Source organism: Nocardia alni (assembly GCF_019038435.1).
Classification (GTDB): Bacteria; Actinomycetota; Actinomycetes; order Mycobacteriales; family Mycobacteriaceae; genus Nocardia; species Nocardia alni.
The window spans coordinates 82,037-101,620 of record NZ_JAGPOX010000011.1 but is presented as its reverse complement, the minus strand read 5'-3'; the positions used below and the strand labels follow the sequence as shown (position 1 = coordinate 101,620).

The 19,584-nt window shown below is 67.1% G+C and carries 13 protein-coding genes; 12 read left to right on the top strand and 1 reads right to left on the bottom strand.

The genetic code is table 11. The annotated features are described in order from the left end of the window. Positions 1-8,275 (bottom strand): WXG100-like domain-containing protein (locus JZ791_RS07120; protein WP_216893369.1); only part of this gene is annotated, 8,275 nt, incomplete at its 3' end. A 399-nt stretch (positions 8,276-8,674) separates the two neighbouring features. Between JZ791_RS07120 and JZ791_RS07115 the strand changes: the two genes are divergently transcribed. The 12 genes from JZ791_RS07115 (at position 8,675) to JZ791_RS07060 (ending at position 19,489) form a co-directional block, all read left to right on the top strand. Next, positions 8,675-9,775, top strand: a complete 1,101-nt coding sequence (locus tag JZ791_RS07115; RefSeq protein ID WP_216893368.1) for an amidohydrolase family protein — start codon at positions 8,675-8,677, stop codon at positions 9,773-9,775. A 284-nt stretch (positions 9,776-10,059) separates the two neighbouring features. Next, entirely contained in the window at positions 10,060-10,488 is a 429-nt protein-coding gene (gene rpsP / locus JZ791_RS07110) for a 30S ribosomal protein S16 (protein WP_216893367.1), read from the top strand. Continuing rightward, entirely contained in the window at positions 10,488-10,730 is a 243-nt protein-coding gene (locus JZ791_RS07105) for an RNA-binding protein (protein WP_216893366.1), read from the top strand. Before rpsP ends, JZ791_RS07105 begins: the two co-directional genes overlap by 1 nt. Positions 10,731-10,782: 52 nt before the next feature. Next, positions 10,783-11,334: a ribosome maturation factor RimM gene (gene rimM, locus JZ791_RS07100; RefSeq protein ID WP_216893365.1), complete on the top strand. Its 552-nt coding sequence runs from the start codon at positions 10,783-10,785 to the stop codon at positions 11,332-11,334. Positions 11,335-11,337: 3 nt separating this feature from the next. After that, complete coding sequence (trmD, locus tag JZ791_RS07095) at positions 11,338-12,060, top strand: tRNA (guanosine(37)-N1)-methyltransferase TrmD (RefSeq protein WP_216893364.1); 723 nt, start codon at positions 11,338-11,340, stop codon at positions 12,058-12,060. A 443-nt stretch (positions 12,061-12,503) separates the two neighbouring features. Beyond that, entirely contained in the window at positions 12,504-14,843 is a 2,340-nt protein-coding gene (locus JZ791_RS07090) for a Tex family protein (protein ID WP_216893383.1), read from the top strand. 240 nt (positions 14,844-15,083) lie between these two features. Continuing rightward, positions 15,084-15,983 (top strand): hypothetical protein, encoded by a 900-nt coding sequence (locus tag JZ791_RS07085; protein WP_438804489.1) that lies wholly within the window; start codon positions 15,084-15,086, stop codon positions 15,981-15,983. A 146-nt stretch (positions 15,984-16,129) separates the two neighbouring features. Next, the gene (rplS, locus tag JZ791_RS07080; protein WP_216893363.1) at positions 16,130-16,471 is read left to right on the top strand and encodes a 50S ribosomal protein L19; all 342 of its coding nucleotides are present in this window, start codon (positions 16,130-16,132) and stop codon (positions 16,469-16,471) included. A gap of 158 nt (positions 16,472-16,629) precedes the next feature. Continuing rightward, positions 16,630-17,460, top strand: coding sequence for a signal peptidase I (gene lepB, locus JZ791_RS07075; RefSeq protein WP_216893362.1), 831 nt, complete (start codon positions 16,630-16,632; stop codon positions 17,458-17,460). A 49-nt stretch (positions 17,461-17,509) separates the two neighbouring features. Further along, entirely contained in the window at positions 17,510-18,364 is an 855-nt protein-coding gene (lepB, locus tag JZ791_RS07070; RefSeq protein ID WP_216893361.1) for a signal peptidase I, read from the top strand. Positions 18,365-18,391: 27 nt separating this feature from the next. Then, complete coding sequence (locus JZ791_RS07065; RefSeq protein WP_216893382.1) at positions 18,392-19,114, top strand: ribonuclease HII; 723 nt, start codon at positions 18,392-18,394, stop codon at positions 19,112-19,114. 69 nt (positions 19,115-19,183) lie between these two features. Then, positions 19,184-19,489: a DUF2469 domain-containing protein gene (locus JZ791_RS07060; protein ID WP_011210678.1), complete on the top strand. Its 306-nt coding sequence runs from the start codon at positions 19,184-19,186 to the stop codon at positions 19,487-19,489. Positions 19,490-19,584: the final 95 nt, after the last annotated feature.

Below are 19,584 nucleotides of genomic sequence, written 5' to 3'. Positions count from 1 at the left end.
GTTTGGCGGGTTCGTCGACTTGTTTGGCGGGTTCGTCGACTTGTTTGGCGGGTTCGTCGACTTGTTTGGCGGGTTCGTCGACTTGTTTGGCGGGTTCGTCGACTTGCTTGGCGGGTTCGTCGACTTGTTTGGCGGGTTCGTCGACTTGCTTGGCGGGTTCGTCGACCTGTTTGGCGGTGTCGACGTCCTGCTGGGGGGTCTCGATGATGATCTCGAGCTCTTCGTGCCCGGTGCCCAGAGGTGTTTTGGTCGGGATCTGCGCGGCTTCGTTGTCGGCTGCGGCGATGCTGGCCTGCTTCGCGGCCTCGGACTCCGGGATATGGTCGCCGGCCGACGTCGTCTTCGAGGTGTCCTGCTGGGAGGTGGTGTTCCGGGCGAGGGTGACCGGTTTGCCACTGTGATCGAGGTGCTGGAAGCCGTCGGCGCGCTGGACACCGGCCAGGCCGTTGTCCAGCAGGTCGGTGAGGCGGCCACGGTCGGAGAGGTAGGGGCCCGAGTAGTCGGTGACGTTCCCGAGGACGCCGTGCAGGACCTCGGCGGTTCCGGCCGTGTAGACGCCGAGGTCGTGGAACGCCTCGTGGGTGTGGACCCAGCCGAGGTCGGGGGAGACGTAGGTGTTGCCGTGGCGGTCGGAGACCAGCAGATGCCCGCGGGGCCGGCCGTTCCGCTGCACAGGGTTGTCGGGGGTGTGCACGAGTTGGCCTGTGCGCGCGTAGTAGAGCTTGCCGTTGTACCCGACCACGCGGAACTGCTCGGCGAATTCCGGTGTGATGCGCCAGGCTTCGGCGAGCATGCGGGCGGTTGCGGAGCTGGCGTGCAGGGCGAGCGGAGTATCGGTGCGCGTGGTGGTCGTGTTGCGAGCCGGGACCTGCTCGCTGGTGCCGTGGACGACGGCGGGGCGGGTCTCGGAGCCGCCGGTGAGGTAATCGGAGAACTGCCGGAACAGGAGTCTGATCGTGAGGAGCCGCAGCAATAGCTCCTTGGCGACCGAGCCCTGAGTGGTGTGTTCGTTGGTGACGGGTTGGGGCTTGGTGAGTTTGCGGCGGGTGCGTTTGGGGGTTGGTGTGGTGTCGGTGTCGTGCGTTGTGGGGGTTGGTGTTTCGGTCGTGTGTGTGGTGTGTGGTGTGGGTGTTTTGGTGGCGGGTCGGTCTTTGGTGAGTTTGCGGCGGGTGCGTTTGGTTTGTGGTGTGCGGGTGGTGTCGTCGTGTGGTGTGGGTTTGGTGGTCGGTGTCTTGGTGGTGTCTGTGGTGGGTCGTTTTTTGGTGAGTTTGTTGGGGGTGCGTTTCGGTGCTGGTGTCTCGGTGGTGCTCGAAGCGTGCGGAGTGGCGGTTGCCGAATGGTCCTGCGGTGCGTTCGAAACCGGCGATGTCGTAGTGGTTTTCGTTGTCGAGCCGATTCTGATTCCCGCCGAGGACACGGGTTTGGGGCGTGATCCGTCGGTGCGGGTGGAGTCGCTCTGACGTTGCGGTCCCGTGCGAATCTCGTGTTCGGCGCCGTGGCTGGAATCCGGGGGCGAGAGGTCCGGCTGTGGCTGGAACACGGAGGGGTGTGCTCCGGGTGTCTGTCCGATCGGCCCGAGCCCGGGCAGCGAGCGGGTGTGCTGCGGCGTGTGCGTCCCTACCTCGGTGCCGTTGCTGCCGTTCGTCGCCGGAGTCGGCCGCTGGGTGGGTGCTTGTGTGCTGCCGTCGGAGATGCTGTGGGGGCGTGCCGGAGGTGGGGCGGTCTGGTCGGCCGGGGTGTCGTGCTCGGATTGTGCGGCAGTGAGCGGAGCGGGCGCGCGCGCCGAACGCGCTGTGAGAAACTGCGGTTGCTGTGCTGGTACGACGGTGACCGTCCCGATATGCCTGTCCTGGACCAGTCCGGGCAGGCCGTCCCGGGAGACGCTGTACTCCCGATGCCCACCCTGGTCGTCGGTGTCGCGAACGAGGACGTTGCCGTCGCCGGTGAATTCGGCTGAAGTGATCGGCGTCTCGTCCGCCCCCGGGGTTTTGCCGGTGAAGAACAGCAACCGGGTTCCGCGGGGGGTGTTGTTCTGGGACAGCCAGTTCGACAGTTCGCTGGGGGCGAGCGGCGTCGTCTCGCTGGTCAGTGAGCTACCGGCTGATGTGCTGGGCCGTGACTCACCCTCGGATGGGCTGAGGTGTGAATCGTCGGAGACGTCCACGCTCTGACGGCGATGCGGGGCCAGCATCTGGTCCTCGGCGAGTTGCTGCAGCCGCGGCACGGTCTGTTCCTGCAGGACCCGCTCGGCATTCTCGACCTCACGCTGAGCCTCGGCCAGTGCGTCCCGGTTGCTGTCGGAGGGTTCGGCCTCCAGTGCCGCGGCGGCGTCGTCACGTGCCTTCGCCGAGTTCACGAACCGCCGGACCTCGACGACGGCCCGGGCGTCGGCGATCTCCCCGCGATAGTCCTCCTCGGAGCGGTATTCGATCGCGGTGCCCGGTGTGCCTTCGGTGATCCCCTTCTCCTTGTTGAACCATGAGCCGCGTGCGGCTCGCCAGACCGCTTGCAGCACTACTCGTTCGGAGAAGGAGGGGCCGCCACTGATCCTGGCTATCACGCCGCCGAGTTCGAGCGCCTCCTGCGTCGGTTTCGGATCGGTCCCTCGCGCGCCCGACTTGTTGACGAAGAAGATGGTGCCGGGTGGAAGTTTACTCTCGGTCAGGTGGGCGAATTCGGTCTCCGCGGCGTCGCCGCCGCCGTGCTCCTCATACCACTTGGCGTCGATCGTGGTGTATTTCAGTTTCACCCCGTCGGCGATCTGCAGGTTGTGCTCGGCCGCGTACTTTTCGAGCCGCCTCTGCACGATCTCGTCGACCCAGTCCGCGACCCCCCGCTCCTGGGGGGTTTTGTCCTCGTACCCGGTCAATCCGGTCCTGGACTCCTCGATCTTCCGATTGCCGTCGGCGTCGGTCACCACGCGCTCGGTCACGCGTTCGTCGGCGCCGCGGATCTCACTGTTGTCGAGGTGGACGCTCCACTGCACCCGGCCTTTCTGTTCGATGCCGACGATCTTGCCGTCTTTCTCGGTGAACGAGATATCGGCGGCATCCACCACGTCTTCGGCGATCCCGGACAGCTTCTTGGGGCGGCTGTCGAATTCCTTCGGCTTCTGGTGATCCAGATTCGAGTCGTAGAAGCGGTTGATCTCCGTGACCCCGAAATACTGGCCATTGACGTCTTTCTCGCCGCCCCATTGCTCGTGCATGACCTCTTCCACGGCTTTCGCCGTGCCCGACACGCCCTTGGGGTTGGTGAAAAAACGGCTGCCGATCCACTGTTTGAGCGACATGACCAGCGAATCTTCCGGGTGGTTACCCCGGACCGTGACCCCCTCGACGATGTCCAGGTACTGCCCCAGGCCCTGCAGCCGCGTCTCGGTCGCCTTCTCGCGGTCCCACGACAGTTTGTCGTTGGACTTCGCGTTCATCAGCATGATCTTGTCGTGCGTGCGCGAGACGTTGTAGTCGCGGCCACGCTCGACGCCCCAGCGCGCCAATGCGAACTGGGTGGCGTGCTTGATTTCCTCCGGGGTCGGCTCCCGGCCGATGGCCTCTCCCAGTTTGCGGACAGCGTCGTTCGTCGCGTGCGCATGCCACTGGCCGGTGGTGTTGGCAGGCCGGCCGAAATCCTTGTCCGTCAGCCCGTGGTCCAGTATGCCGATGCGCAACTGGTCGTAGACGCGCTGCAGATGCGTCACGTCCTCGGGCGTCGCGTCCTCGGTTTCGCCCGGCGACAGGATGCCCTTGCGCTCTCCGTCGAACGCGGTGTCGACCTCGTCCATATCGCCCACCGCGTCCGGCACCGGCCGGAAACGCCGATCCGATCCGGCGTCCTGCGCGGCTTTGTCCAAGCGGGCCGCGACCTCGTCCATGGGCGGTTCGGTGCGCAACCACTCCCGCAGATCCGCGATGGTCTGCTTGGTGGTTTCCTTGTCCGCGCCGGCTTTGTTCGCGATGTCCTCGAGCATCGTGTTTGATTCGTGCAGTCCCGAGAAATTCAAGGTGTCCGGCGTCGCGATCACCAGCAGGGCCTCGCCCTTGTCCTTGGCCGCCCAGGCATCCTCCGGGAAGGGCTCGTTCTCCTTCAACTGCACGACCCGCACCCCGGAACCGGGGTAATCCACGTACTTCAACACCTCGCCGATCATGTCCTGCACCAGCGGATCCGAAGCGGTCAACTTCGTCGCCGCGCCGTGTTCGAGGGCATCGCGATAGCCGTTCATGACCATGACCAGCGTCTTGCCCTCGCCACCCTTCATATCGGCGACCCCGAGCACATGGGCGAGCATCTGTGTCTCTCGCGGCGCGTATTTAGCCGGGTTGTGGCGCGCGACCCATTCCGCCATCGCTCCCGTACGCTGTGCCCGGGTGCCCCCGAGCAGCATGTCGTCCACTTCTTTGTCCGTCGGGGGCTTGATCACCGGGTCCTCCTCGCCGGTGGGGCGCAACACCTCGTCCCGGTAGGCGAACGCTGCCTTCACCACCGCCTTCCCTGCGTCCATCGCCTTGCGTGTCGCCTCCTGCATCGCCGGCCCTTTATCGGCCAGCCCCGCCAGGTAGGCGTCGTGGTCCGCCTTCTTCGCGGTGTCCAGCGCCGACTGCAGATGGTCGATGACCGAAAGCGATTCGTGCTCGAAATCCTCGCGCACCGCGGCGAAGGCCACCTCCTGCTGTCGCAGGTCGTGTTCGAGCTTGTTCACCTTCGATTGTTCCGCGGCCTCCGACTTCTTGTCGTCCAACGTTTCGCGCCAGTGCTGTGTGCGCTTGGCGACGTCTCGATCGGCCGTCCAACGCCGCCACAGGTCGGCCGGGCCACGCTTGGTCGTGATCGCGCCGCGCTCGGTCTTGGCGCTCGCCAGCTCCTGTGCGAGTTCCTGCTTGCCCGCGGCCGTCAGCCGCGCCTCGTGCTCGAGCAGCGCGTCCCGCAGTTCGCCGGTCCGTGAATCGACCTCGGTGCGCAGCCGCGCCAGCTCCTCGGCACGCGGTTCGTTGCCCTTGACAGCCTCGTCGAACTCTTTACTCTTGTCCGCCAATGCTTCCCGCGCCGTCTGCACCTGCCGCCTGCCCTCTTCGAGGGCTGTGTCCAGGTTGTGCTTGCGGGTCGCCGCCAGCTCCTCGGCGGCGTCCTTGTAGCGGTTTCTGGTGTTCTGGAGCTCCTTCGCCTCACGCTGCAGAGTGCGTTTCGCGGCGTTGAGCCGTTGCTCGGCGTCCGCCCGGAACTGCGCCCGCTCCTGCTCGTCCGCCGCCAGCCGTGCGTCGGACTCGGCCTTGAGCTCCGCGTAGCGCTCCTGCACCGCATGCTGCACTGTCGCATCGTGTTCGGCCCGCGCGGTGTCGTAATCGGCGTTGGCGGAGTGCACCTCTGCCTGTGCCCGCGCCACGGCCTCGTCCGGCGAGACTTCGTCATCTACTCGAGTGCGTGCCGGTCCGGCCTCGGCTTTCGGGTGCTCGGCCTGGCCGGCGGCCGTCGGGCCGGACTTCTGCTGATCGCGGTGAGCCTCGGCAGCGGCGAGTTCGGTGTGCTTGGCGTTCCGGGTCGTGTTCGCCTGCTCGAGCTTCTCGCGCGTGGCGATGACACGCGGATCATTGGCGGACGCCTCGTCTGCCAGCCGCGCTCGTAGTGCGTATTCGGGGGTGTTCCGGTCCGCGGCGGCGTTGGACCGTGGGGACTTGGCGGTGGGATCCGAGGCAGTGGGATCGTCGTGCGGTACCGCCGTCGGTGGTCGGTCGGCGGTGCCGGGTGCCCGGATATCGGTGATCGTCGGATCGGCCAGGACCGTATCCAGCGTCTCCGACTTCGATACCGCGCGTCCGTCGGTGCGGGTCAGTCCGCCGGACTTCGACCAGATGTAGTGAGCGCCGGACTCGTCGCCGAGTGCTACGACGTCATGCGCATCCGGCGAACCCTCGCTGAACGCTGTCTTGGTCAGCTGCCGTGGTTCGGAGCCGAGTTCGGTGACCTCGTCCCAGTTCTTGCCCGCCGCGCCGACCCGCTGCTCGCGTGTGGCGGCGGGGATGTCGGTGTGCTGCTGTGCCGTATCCGAATCAGACTTCCCCGCACGGGAGGACCGGATCTCGGAGCTGGTCTGCGAGCGGACCGGCTCGGATGCTCGACCGGCAACCTGCGGGCGCTCGCTGACCGGGGTTTTCCGGTTCGCGGATATCTCGGAGGGCTGATCGTCGGATTTTCCTGCCCCGCTGGTCGCGCCAGTGCCGCGTCGGACCGGGTCGCTGTCCTTCTCTCCCGCGGTGAATGGGGAACTTTGCTGTTTGCCGGCGATGTCTCCACTGAGGCCGGTGCCTCGGATGGGGCTGGAGCCTCCCTCGGCGGTGAGTGGATCGGAGACGTTCTGGCCCTGGTCGTTTCCGATCTCGGTGGTCGGGCGTAGGTCGCCGCCGGGGGTGTCGGTGAGGGATACGACCGGATCCTTGTCACCGTGGGTGCTGTCGGTGTCGCTGCTGGTGCCGTTGAGGCCGCTGTCCCTGTTCTCGGCGTTGAGGACGCTGTCTCGGTCTCCCTCGCTGTAGACGCTCTCGGCGTCCCTGCCGGGGGTGAAACTACGGAACGGGATGTCGTCGGTGGGGGTGCTGGCGGTGCGCGGTGGAGTGGTGTCGGTGACGGTGGTGTTCCGACTGGTGTCGGTGGCGGTGCGCAGCGGGTTGGTGTGAGAGGTGGATCCGTCGCCGATCGTCGAGGACGGTTGGGGGCGGGACGACAGCGTCGCTTCAGAGGTGGGGGTCGAAGTGCGTTCGGGGACGGTCTGGCCGGTGGGTTGCGCGATCGGGGTGCGTTCGAGGGAAGTGCGGTTGTCCCCGCCGGTCGAGGGCGACGATGTACGCGAGGGATTGCTGCTGGAGCCGATGCGTTGTTCACTCGCGCCCCGGGTGGGTGTGGACCGGGCGGGATTCGACGGCGTTGTCGAGGTTCCGGTGTCCCTGATGGTGCCACGGGGAGTGCCGTTGCGGGAGTCGGTGATGTCCGAGGCTCCGTTGCGGGTGCTTCCGATGCGGAGGTCGTCGTTGGTGGACGCTCCGTTTCGGGTGCTGCGGTTGGTGGACGCCGCGTTGCGGGAGTCGTCGCCGGTCGAGGTGGTGTTGCGGATTCCGCTGTCGCCCGAGGTCTCGGTGCGGGTGCCGCCGATATTCGAGGTCCCGTTCCGGGTGTTGCCGTTGGTGCCGGGTGATGCGGTGTCGTCGTTCTTCTCGGTGAAGGACCCACCGGAGGTACTGGAACTCGAGGGGCGGGTGGACGAGGCGCCGGACTTCTCGGGGTAGGGGGTGGAACCGTCGTGGTAGGCCGGGTCATTGCCGGAGTATCTTCCGACCGAGGTCAGGTGTTCCCTGGCGGCGGTCAGGTGACTCTGCGCATGCCCGAGGACGCCGTGCACGCCACCGACGACACCGCCGCCCACACCACCGATCAACGCGGCCGGGTTGAACTCCCAGTTGCCGGTCATCACCCCGTAGGCCACGATTCCGGCGCCCGCGCCGGCCAGCCCGGCCGGGATACCCGACCCGACCGCGATCGCCCCGGCCTTCCACCAGGTCATCTTGCTGTCGCCGACCAGGCTGCCCAGATATTTGCCACCGAAATGGCCGATCGGGGTGGCCACTCCCGCCGACACGGCCCCGGTCACCCCGGACTCGATCGCCTGCACCCAGTTGATTCCGTGGCGATGGCCCTGGGCGTCTTCGATGCCCTGGGCCAGCAGATCCGTGCCGAACCCGAGCCCGCCCTGTTTGAGCGCCTCGATCGCGGTCAGCTTCCACAGCGGCCGCTCGGCGATCCGGACCGCCCGCGCCGCCAGCTCCTCGATCAGCCTGTTGGCGATCAGCCGCATGATGCCCGCGCCCTCGGCTTCGATCAACGACACCGCCCACGCCCCGAACAGGGTGGAGAGGGCGTAGGCGATCTCGGCGGCCATCAGTGCCAGGGTGATGATGATCTGCAGCTTGGCGTATTCGGTCTGGGTGCCCATGTCGAAGACCGACGATGCGAGCTGCTCGAGCCCTTGGACCATCGACTCGACCGAGTTGTCCCCGGAGAAGAACTGGTCGAACTGGGACTTCATCTGATCCGCGCCCGACCCGGAGTAGCTGGCCAGTGCGGCGTCCACCGCTGCGTGCAACGGATTGATGATCCCGTTCAGGGAATTGGCCGAGTCGGTCCAATCCTGGCTGAGCGCAAAGAGTTTGTCCTCGTCCCCCTCCGGCCACGACGAACCGGCGAGATACGACAGCCACCGCAGCTCGGGGGGAAGTTCGATGCTCATCGGTTACCGCTCACGAAGCCGAATCTGTTGTGTTGTCAGGGAGTTGGGTGCGATGACGTGTGGCGCTACGTCGCACCCGTATTCGAGCGACTATCCAGACCTTCGTTGTTAACGTTGAATTCTCCTGCTATTCAACAAGTTTGGAACCAAGTCAAAGCATTGGGACGACCTCCCGTCGAGGTAACCCACTCGGCGTTGCCGTGAGATTCAGGGCACTGCAACATGAAGCGTCGCGTAGGGAAACTTTCGGCGAAGGCCACGCGGCGTACGGTCCAACCGCTCCGTTTGCGCGGGTCGGCCATCGCCGTGCCGCGAACCGGATGGTTCCGGTGCGATCGCGGCGGCCGAGCGGCGACAAGTAGTTTGTGATCAGGACCCTTGGCACAACCAGGAGGCGGTATGCGATTGCATCTGCGGGGAGTGGTACTCCCGGACGACGACGTGCGCGACCTGTGGGTGCGCGATGGACTGATCTCCTTCGAGCCGGTGGCGGGCGCCGACACCCTGGGCGGTACCGGCTGGATCGTGCCCGGGCTGGTCGATGCCCACTGCCACGTGGGCCTGCGCTACGGCGGCGGTGACGAGGACCGCGCGGGCGCGATCGCCCAGGCCGAGACCGAACGCGACGTCGGCGCGCTGCTGCTGCGCGACGCGGGCTCACCCATCGACACCCGTTTCATCGACGAGCGCGAGGATCTGCCCAAGATCATCCGTGCGGGCCGCCACATCGCCCGCCCCAAGCGCTACATCCGCGAACTGGGCATCGAACTGGACGACGAGCGCGACCTGCCGCAGATCGTCGCCGAACAGGCCCGCTTCGGCGACGGCTGGGTGAAGATCGTCGGCGACTGGATCGACCGCTCGGTCGGTGACCTGTCCCCCCTGTGGAGCGACGCCATCCTGAAGGAGGCCATCGACGCCGCGCACCGCGAGGGCGCCCGCGTGACCGCCCATGTCTTCGGTGAGGACGCACTTCCGGCCCTGATCGATGCCGGCATCGACTGCATAGAACACGGCACCGGCCTCACCGACGAAACCATCGACATGATGGTCCGCCACGACGTGGCTCTGGTCCCCACCCTGGTCAACATCGCCACCTTTCCCGAAATCGCCGACAGCGCAACCAAATACCCGGTGTACGCCGCCCACATGCGTGACCTGCACCGCCGCGTCCGCGACACCGTGGCCGCCGCCCACGCCGCGGGCGTGCGCATCTACACCGGCACCGACGCCGGCGGCTCCATCGAGCACGGCCGCATAGCCGAGGAGATCGACGCCCTCGCCGGCGCGGGCTTGACCCGCCACGAGGCCCTGGGCGCGTCCTCCTGGAAGGCCCGCGAATGGCTCGGCCGCCCGGGCATAGCCCACGGCGAACCCGCCGACTTCGTCGTCTACGAATCCGACCCCCGCACCACCCTCGAGGCCCTCGCGGCGCCGGCCTACGTGGTCCTGCGCGGCCGCGTCTACCCCCGCCGCGACCCGGTCACGGGTCATCGCTGACAGAGCCTCGGCCTATGGTGAAGTGAGCTACGACGGCGGTGACGGTCGGCATATCGGCTCTGCGTCTGTACTGATCGCGGGCCGATTTCTGGAGACGCCGGCCTCTCTGGCACAATGAACAACCGTCCTCGTCGAGGACAGTGTCAGCCCGTCTCCGGCTACGTGCCGCGCGGCGGTCACGCACTTCAACGCAAAACCGGACCCGCAGGCCGTGTGGGTCGCTGAATTGCGCCGTGACCATTTCGGCTGCCCTCGGGCGGCCGCCATCGAAAGGCGATAGCTCCATGGCTGTCAAGATCAAGCTCACCCGGCTCGGCAAGATCCGCAACCCCCAGTACCGCATCGTCGTCGCCGATGCGCGCACCCGTCGCGACGGCCGCGCCATCGAGAGTGTCGGCAAGTACCACCCGAAGGAGGAGCCCTCGCTGATCGAGGTGAACTCCGAGCGTGTGCAGTACTGGCTGGGCGTCGGCGCGCAGCCCACCGAGCCCGTGCAGCGTCTGCTGGAGATCACCGGCGACTGGCAGAAGTTCAAGGGCCTGCCGGGCGCCGAGGGCACTTTGAAGACCAAGGTCGCCAAGCCCTCGAAGCTGGACCTGTTCAACGCCGCGCTGGCCGCCGCCGACAACGAGCCGGCCGCCGAGGCCGTGACCCCGAAGAAGAAGGCCGCCAAGAAGGCCGAGGCCGAGGCCGCGACCGAGGCTGCCGAGTAATGACGGCGGTTGTTGCCGACGCCGTCGAGCACCTGGTGCGCGGCATCGTCGCCAATCCCGACGACGTCCGCGTCGAGCTGATCACCAGCCGGCGCGGTCGTACCGTCGAGGTGCACGTTCATCCGGACGATCTGGGCAAGGTGATCGGGCGGGGCGGTCGTACCGCGACCGCGCTGCGCACCCTCGTGTCCGGGATCGGTGGCCGGGGTATCCGGGTTGACGTCGTCGACACCGACCAGTAGCGGGCGCGTAGTGCCTCCGCTGAAGGGTCGCGTCGGGGACGAGGTGGGCTAGGTGGAACTGGTTGTCGGGCGGGTCGCCAAATCGCACGGTGTGCGTGGCGAACTCGTCGTGGACGTCCGCACCGACGAACCGGAACTGCGCTTCGCCGAGGGTGCGGTCCTGACCGGCCGCATGCCACGCGCGAAGACGTCGCAGGAGTACACGGTCGAGTCGGCCCGGGAGCACTCGGGCCGGCTGCTCGTGCATGTGCGGGGCGTGGCCGACCGCGAGTCCGCGGATGCGTTGCGCGGCATGATCTTTCTGGTCGACACCGAGGATCTGCCGCCCTCGCAGGATCCCGAGGAGTTCTACGACCATGAGCTCGAGGGACTTTCGGTCCGGCTGACCGACGGCACGGAGGTCGGTACCGTCACCGAGGTGCTGCATTCGGCTGCGGGAGAACTGCTTTCGGTGCGCGCGGCGGCCGGCTTCGACGGCACGGATCCGGGCACGCCGGGCCGCGAGATCCTGATCCCGTTCGTCACCGCGATCGTGCCCACCGTATCGCGCGCCGAGGGCGTGATCGTCGTCGATCCGCCCGAGGGCCTGCTCGACAAGGAGTGACACATGCGGCTGGATGTCGTCACGATCTTCCCCGAATACCTGGAGCCGCTGCGAACGGCGTTGCTGGGCAAGGCCATCGATAAGGGCCTGGTCGAGCTGGCCGTGCACGACCTGCGCCGCTGGACCCACGACGTGCACAAGGCCGTGGACGATTCCCCCTACGGCGGCGGCCCCGGCATGGTGATGAAACCCACCATCTGGGGTGACGCCCTCGACGAGGTCTGCCCCGACGACGCCCTGCTGGTGGTGCCCACCCCGGCCGGCGTCCCGTTCACCCAGTCCACCGCCCACCGCTGGTCCGCCGAAAAACATCTGGTCTTCGCCTGCGGCCGCTACGAGGGCATCGACCAGCGAGTCTTCGATGACGCCGCCCGACGTGTCCGCGTCGAGGAGGTCAGCATCGGCGACTACGTCCTGATCGGCGGCGAGGCCGCGGTCCTGGTCATGAGCGAGGCCGTGGTCCGCCTGCTGCCGGGTGTTCTCGGCAATCAGCAATCCCACCAGCAGGATTCGTTCTCGGTCGGGGTGGGGGGGAAGGAAGGCGGCGGCCAGGAGCCCCTCGGCCTGCTCGAGGGCCCCAGCTACACCCGCCCGGTCACCTGGCGCGGCTTGGACGTCCCCGAAATCCTCCTGTCGGGCAACCACGCCAAAATCGAGGCCTGGCGCCGAGAACAGTCCCTGACCCGCACCCGCGAACGCCGCCCGGACCTGTTGCCACCCGGCTGATCTCGAGCCTCGCCCCTGCGGGGGCAGGTGTGGACGCGGTGACGCTGCGTGAGGTCGGTGTGGGCGACGGTTCAGATCTGCTCGGATATCTCCGGGAATCCGCGCGCCGCGCGTAGTGCCACCGGTGGAAAGAGTCGCAGACAGGCGCACAATAATGGGCTGCTCGTCGGGCGGTGTGTGAAATATTCTGGCCGCGTGAGTGTTTGGGCTGGGCCAGCGGATTTGCGGCGCGAAAAAGGGTGCGAGTGGGCGGCTCGCGGTGCGGCACCCTGGATCGTTGTCGGTAGGCGACGGTAGTGTCTGCGGGCGTGACGACAGCCTCCGAAACCGTCAGCAACGAGTCCGGCAGCAACGAGTCCGGCAGCGCGGCGACGGGCAGCCCAGAGACAGATGCCGTATCCGCAGCGCCCGCGACGGTCCACCTAGCCAGCGTCGGCCGCCGTATCGCCGATGAGCTGAACGTGCGTGACGCGCAGGTGCGCGCGGCGGTCGAACTGCTCGACGGCGGGTCGACCGTGCCGTTCATCGCCCGATACCGCAAGGAGGTCACGGACGGTTTGGACGACGCCCAGTTGCGTCAGCTCGAGGAGCGGCTGCACTACCTGCGCGAACTGGACGAGCGGCGTGTCTCGATCCTCGAATCCATTCGCGGCCAGGGCAAACTCGATGCCGCGCTGGAGCAGCAGATCATGCTCGCCGAGACCAAGGCCCGCCTCGAGGACATCTACCTGCCGTACAAGCCCAAGCGGCGTACCAAGGCACAGATCGCCCGGGAGGCCGGGCACGAGCCGGTCGCCGACGCGTTGATCACCGACCCGGCCACCGATCCCGCGCAGTACACCTCCGACCAGCTCGAGGGCGCCCGCGACATTCTGGTGGAACGCTTCGCCGAGGATGCGGACCTGGTGGGCGAGCTGCGCGAACTCATGTGGAACCGCGGTCAGGTCGCCTCGAAGGTACGGGCCGGCAAGGAAGAGGCGGGCGCCAAGTTCGCCGACTACTTCGAGTTCAGCGAGCCGTTCGACAAGCTGCCCTCGCACCGGATCCTGGCGCTGCTGCGCGGGGAGAAGGAGGAGGTGCTGAGCCTGCACCTCGAGCCCGACACCGAGGAGCCCGAGGAGGGCGAGCGGACCATTTACGAGGGCCGCATCGCGATCAAGTTCGGCATCGCCGACAAGGGCCGTCCGGCCGATACCTGGCTGTTGAACACCGTGCGCTGGGCGTGGCGCACCAAACTCCAGATGAGCCTGGGCATCGACATCCGGATGCGGCTGCGCCAGTCCGCCGAGAAGGACGCCGTCGACGTCTTCGCCAACAACCTGCGCGATCTGCTGCTGGCCGCCCCCGCCGGCACCCGCACGACCATGGGCCTGGACCCGGGCTACCGCACCGGCGTGAAGGTCGCCGTGGTCGACGACACCGGCAAGGCCGTCGCCACCGAGGTCATCTACCCGCACAAGCCGCAGGGCCAGACCGAGAAGTCCCTGGCCGTGCTGGGCGCGCTCGTCGCCCGCTTCAACGTGGAGCTGATCGCCATCGGCAACGGCACCGCCTCCCGCGAGACCGATGCCCTGGCCACGGAACTGATCTCCCGCATCCCGGAGAACAAGCCCACCAAGATCGTGGTGTCCGAGGCCGGCGCCTCGGTGTACTCCGCCTCGGCCTACGCCACGCAGGAACTGCCCGATATGGACGTCTCGCTGCGCGGCGCGGTCTCCATCGCGCGCCGCCTGCAGGATCCGCTGGCCGAGCTGGTGAAGATCGATCCGAAATCCATCGGTGTCGGCCAGTACCAGCACGACGTCTCCGAGACCCTGCTGGCGCGCTCGCTGGGCGCGGTCGTCGAGGATGCGGTGAACGCGGTCGGCGTCGACGTCAACACCGCCTCGGTGCCGCTGCTGTCCCGGGTGTCCGGGATCACCGGGTCCGTCGCGGAGTCCATTGTGGCGCACCGGGATCAGAACGGCCCCTTCCGCAGCCGCACGTCTCTGCTGAAGGTCCCGAGGCTCGGCCCCAAGGCATTCGAGCAGTGCGCGGGCTTCCTGCGCATTCGCGGCGGTGAGGATCCGCTGGACACCTCCGCGGTGCACCCGGAGGCCTATCCGGTGGTCCGCCGCATGCTCGAGTCAACCGGTCGCGGCGTGGCCGAACTCATCGGCAACAGCACGGTGCTGCGCGCGCTGCGCCCCGCCGAGTTCACCGACGAGCGCTTCGGTGTGCCCACGGTCAGCGACATCATCGCCGAGTTGGAGAAGCCCGGGCGCGACCCGCGTCCGGAGTTCAAGACCGCCGAATTCGCCGCCGGCGTCGAGAAGGTCGCCGACCTGAAGCCCGGCATGGTGCTCGAGGGCGTGGTCACCAATGTGGCGGCCTTCGGCGCGTTCGTCGATGTCGGCGTCCACCAGGACGGCCTGGTGCACGTGTCGGCAATGTCGCACACCTTCGTCCGCGACCCGCGCGAGGTCGTCAAGTCCGGTGACGTGGTGAAGGTCAAGGTGCTGGAGGTCGACGTGGCCCGGCAGCGCATCGGTCTGTCGCTGCGCCTGGATGACGAGCCCGGCACCGGTAAGCCCGAGAAGGGCGACCAGCGCCCGCGCCAGCAGGGCCAGCGCGGCGGCGGCAACCCGCGTCAGCAGGGTGGCCAGGGTGGCCAGGGCGCGCAGGGCCGGTCCGGACAGAACAAGGGCGCACAGCAGGGCCGCAACAACCAGCAGCGCCGCAACGCCCCCGAGCCGACCGGCTCGATGGCCGACGCGCTGCGCAGGGCCGGATTCGGGCGGTAGACAACGGGATCCGTCCCATCGGCCTGACACGCACCCCGGCCTGGTGAAACCGCCGGCCGGGGTGGTGTCCGGATATGCCCCTGTGGCACTGTCCGGCCGGACCCAGTTCACTGGGAGGTGCGGGCGATTCCTGCACAATGTGGCTGCAGGGGCGGTCGCGCGGTCCGGGCATCCGATGAGCTGTCCGCACCGCGCGGCGGTCCCTGAGACGGCAGAGCGTGGAGACTGGAGATGGCGGGCTTGCGACGGTGGTTGGACGACTCCGTGGTCGCGCACGGACGTCTGCCGCTGTTGTGCTTCCTGCTCGGATTCATCGTCGGATTCCTGTTGATCCGGATCAGCGTGCGGCTGATCCGCAAGCGGGTGCGCTGGTGGCCCGGCAACCTGCGCGCGGGCAATGTGCACATCCACCACATGGTGTTCGGGGTGGTGCTGGTGCTGTTGTCCGGCATCGGCCTGGTCACCCTCTACGGCAGCAGCGTCGGCACGGTCAGCGTGCTGTCCGCGGTGTTCGGACTGGGTGCGGCGCTGGTGCTGGACGAGTTCGCGCTGATCTACTACCTGCGCGACGTGTACTGGGAGGAGCAGGGGCGGACCTCGGTCGACGCGGTATTCGTCGCGGTCGCGGTGACCGGGCTGCTGCTGCTCGGATTCCATCCGCTGTGGCTGCTCGACGTCGGTGACATCCGGCACGATCGCAGCCCCCTGGGACGCACGTTCCTGAGCCTGTTCGCGTTCGTGAACCTGGCGCTGGCCGCGATCACGATCGCCAAGGGAAAGATCTGGACCGGGCTGTTCGGCATGTTCTTCCTGCCGCTGCTGTTCGTCGGTGCACTGCGGCTCAGCCGCCCCGGCGCACCGTGGGCGCGGTGGCGGTATGCGGGCCGTCCACGGCTGATGCAGCGGGCGATCCGCCGCGAGCGCCGGTACCGGCGGCCGGTGATCCGCGCCAAGATCTTCGTGCAGGATCTGATCGCCGGAAAGCCCGATGTGGTCGCGCATATGCGCCGCGCGGCGGAGGAGGAGCTGGCCCGGACGGTGGTGCCCGCACCGGCGCCGCCGCATCCGATCGGGCCGTCCCGGGCGCGGCTGACCACCCAGCCCCGAGCGGGCCGTCGTCGCCGTGACAGGGCCGATTAACAGTCGGCTCGAACCCTCTGGCACAATATTTTGGTTGCCTTGGGTGAACTCGGCCCAGCGCACCGCCCATATCCGGAGCACGAACCGGTCGAGCGCCCAGTGTGCCGCCAGGTTCCTCTGTTCGCGCGAACCATACAAGGACGGAAATGAACACCCTCGACTTTGTCGACGAAAAGTCGCTGCGTAGCGACGTCCCCGACTTCCGTGCGGGCGACACCATCAACGTGCACGTGAAGGTTATCGAAGGTAACAAGGAGCGTGTCCAGGTCTTCAAGGGCGCCGTGATCCGGCGTCAGGGCGGCGGCATCCGCGAGACCTTCACGGTCCGCAAGGTCTCCTTCGGTGTCGGTGTCGAGCGCACCTTCCCGGTGCACAGCCCGAACATCGACCACATCGATGTGGTGACCCGCGGCGATGTGCGCCGGGCCAAGCTGTACTACCTGCGCGATCTGCGCGGCAAGGCCGCCAAGATCAAGGAAAAGCGCTGAGCTTCGGCGCCGTGCCCTGCCAATAGGCACTGTGCAAGTCGAAACCCCCGCTCCGGCGGGGGTTTTCGCGTTTCTACACCCCTGATGCCGCACCGGTCGGTGCGCTACATCGGTATGGCGTGCGGTCCGCACCGCCGATCTTGGCTAGGTTGGTCCCTGTGACGCAGGGTGATGAACCGTCGAGTGGACCCGGGAACGACCGCGAGGGCAAGCCCTCGCGGGGCACGCGGCGCTCGCGGGCGAGGAAGACGAAGAAGCAGAAGAAGCAACGCCCGCTCTGGCAGGAGTTACCTATTCTCGTCGTGATCGCGGCGGTGATCGTGGCGCTGGTGGTGACCTTCATCGGGCGTCCCTACGTGATCCCCTCGCAGTCGATGGAGCCGACCTTGATCGGCTGCCCCGGCTGCAGCAACGACCGAATTTTCGTCGAGAAGCTCAGCTACGACTTCGGCGATCCGAAGCCCGGCGACGTGGTGGTGTTCAAGGGGCCGAGCAGTTCCTGGGACAGTGACTACCACTCGAATCGCTCCAGCAACACCGTCATTCGCGGCCTCCAGAACTTCCTCGCATTCTTCGGTTTGGCGCCCCCGAACGAGAACGATCTGGTGAAGCGGGTGATCGCGGTCGGTGGTCAGACGGTGCAGTGCTGTGACGCGCAGGGCCGCGTCGAGGTCGACGGCAAGCCGCTGAACGAGCCGTACGCGCACTACGAATATCCGTACCAGCCCGGCCTGTCCTTCGCGGTGAAGACCCCGATGGGCCTGTCGATCAATCCGGCGGGCCGCGAATTCGGTCCGATCAAGGTGCCCGACGGCAACCTGTGGATGATGGGCGACAACCGCAACGATTCGCTCGATTCGCGCGGCCATATCGATGATCAGTATTCCGGGACAGTGCCCGTCAAGAATGTGCGCGGTAAAGCGGTGTTCAAGATCTGGCCGCTGAAGCGGATCGGTCCGGTGCGTTCACAGAATCCGCACACGAACTGATCGCTTGTTACGGCGCGGTGGTGCGTGTCGACATCCCGGGCAACGCCGGATGAGTGAGCGGGATAACCTGTTCGGCGTGGCACACGAATACGACTCGGTGAGGGTGGCCGGATTGGACGAGGACGGTGTGGGTGACGCTGCGCCGCGTCCCCGGCGCTCGCGGGCGAAGAAGCCGAAGAAGCAGCGCCCGTTCTGGCAGGAGCTGCCGATCCTCATCGTGATCGCCGCGGTGATCGCGGCCCTCGTGGTGACCTTCATCGGGCGTCCGTACGTGATCCCCTCGCAGTCGATGGAGCCGACGCTGCACGGCTGCCCCGGCTGCACCGGCGACCGGATCTATGTCGAGAAGCTCAGCTACGACTTCGGCGACCCCAAGCCCGGTGATGTGGTGGTCTTCGTCGGACCGAGTGATTCGTGGAACCGGGATTACCACTCGAACCGGTCCAGCAACGCCGTAGTGCGCGGTATCCAGGACTTCTTCTCGTTCTTCGGCCTTGTGCCGCCGGATGAGAACGACCTGGTCAAGCGGGTGATCGCGGTCGGCGGTCAGACGGTGCAGTGCTGTGACGCCCAGGGCCACGTCGAGGTCGACGGCAAGCCGCTGAACGAGCCGTACGCCCAGTACCTCGAACCGTATGTGCCCGGACTGCCCTTCGCGGTGAAGACACCGATGGGCCTGTCGATCAACCCCCAGGGCCGGGAATTCGGTCCGGTCAAGGTGCCCGACGGCAACCTGTGGGTGATGGGCGACAACCGCAACGAATCCGCCGACTCGCGTGCCCATATCGACGACGAATACTCCGGCACCGTGCCGGTCAAGGATGTGCGCGGTAAGGCGGTGTTCAAGATCTGGCCGCCGGGGCGGATCGGCCCGGTGCGCGCCCAGGATCCCCAGACGAACTGAGTCGCGGTGGCGCGCAACGAGCAACGGATCGGAGACTGGCCGCCGCGGGTGGTGATGCGCAGGGCCGGTGGCCTGCGCACCCTCGAGGCGGCGTTGATCCGCAGTGGATTGGGGCCGGTCGCGGGCGTCGACGAGGCCGGACGGGGGTGCTGCGCGGGTCCGCTCGTGGTGGCGGCCTGTCTGCTGGCGCCCAAGGCCTACGATTCCCTGGCGGGTCTGGACGACTCGAAGAAGCTCACCGAGACAGTCCGCGAACAGCTGTTCCCGATTATCAAGCGGCGAGCACTGGCCTGGCAGGTGGTGGTGATCCCGGCCTGGGAGATCGACGCCATCGGCATCCATGTCGCCAATATCGAGGGCATGCGGCGCGCGGTCGCCGGCCTGGACCGGCAGCCCGGATATGTACTGACCGACGGATTCCGGGTGCCCGGCATCGCGGTGCCCTCGCTGCCGGTGATCGGCGGCGACGCCAGCGCGGCCTGTATCGCCGCCGCCAGCATCCTGGCCAAGGTCACCCGCGACCGGATGATGGTCGAGCTGGATCGACGCCTGCCCGGCTACGGATTCGCAGGTCACAAGGGGTACAACACGCCCGAGCACATCGCCGCGCTGAGTCGCCTCGGGCCCAGCAACGAGCATCGCCGCAGCTGGCGCAACGTGCGATCGATGGGTGAGGCCGGCGCGGAATCGGACGCGCCGGAGTACGCCGTGACACCGCGAGTGGTTACGCGCGCGGCGCATGCGCGATGATGTCAACAGACGCATTGTGGCGAGAAGGAGGACTTTCCACCCTATGAGCGAGCGCAGCGAGGTGGGGGAATGAGTGCCGAGGACCTCGAGAAGTACGAGACCGAGATGGAACTCTCGCTGTATCGAGAGTACAAGGATATCGTCGGTCAGTTCTCGTATGTGGTGGAGACCGAACGCCGCTTCTACCTGGCTAATTCCGTCGAACTGCGGCCGCAGAACGCCGACGGTGAGGTCTATTTCGAAGTGCGCATGTCCGATGCCTGGGTGTGGGACATGTATCGTCCGGCCCGCTTCGTCAAACATGTTCGCGTCATCACCTTCAAGGACGTGAACATCGAGGAGTTGGAGAAGCCGGACCTGCGCCTGCCCGAATAACGCGGGTCGGCGGATTCGGGCAATTCGGTTATCGCGGTGGGGTGTTCGCTCGTGCGCGGGCGAATTTCCCTGCCCGGGATCTGCATCCGTCGCCC